General features: G+C 50.2%; 1 protein-coding gene. It reads left to right on the top strand.

Features of this window, described 5'->3' with window-relative positions; translation table 11 throughout:
• Nucleotides 1-263 (top strand): PTS sugar transporter subunit IIA (locus SB756_RS31320; RefSeq protein ID WP_410913398.1); only part of this gene is annotated, 263 nt, incomplete at both ends.

Below are 263 nucleotides of genomic sequence, written 5' to 3'. Positions count from 1 at the left end.
ATTCGAATGTACGCGGTGAAAGCTGGCAACATATTACCCGGCAAATTTGTGCGCAATTAGTGGCACAACACCATATTACCGCCGATGAAGCGCAACGGATCATCGCCCGCGAAGGCGAAGGTGAAAACCTGATTGTTAATCGCCTCGCCATCCCACATTGCTGGAGCGAACAGGAGCGACGTTTTCGTGGATTTTTTATTACCCTCGCCCAACCAGTTGAGGTGAATAACGAAGTCATTAACCATGTCTTGATCGCCTGCGCC

The organism is Pseudomonas sp. SIMBA_068, assembly GCF_046534705.1.
GTDB lineage: Bacteria > Pseudomonadota > Gammaproteobacteria > Pseudomonadales > Pseudomonadaceae > Aquipseudomonas > Aquipseudomonas putida.
This window is presented reverse-complemented; position numbering and strand designations above follow the sequence as displayed.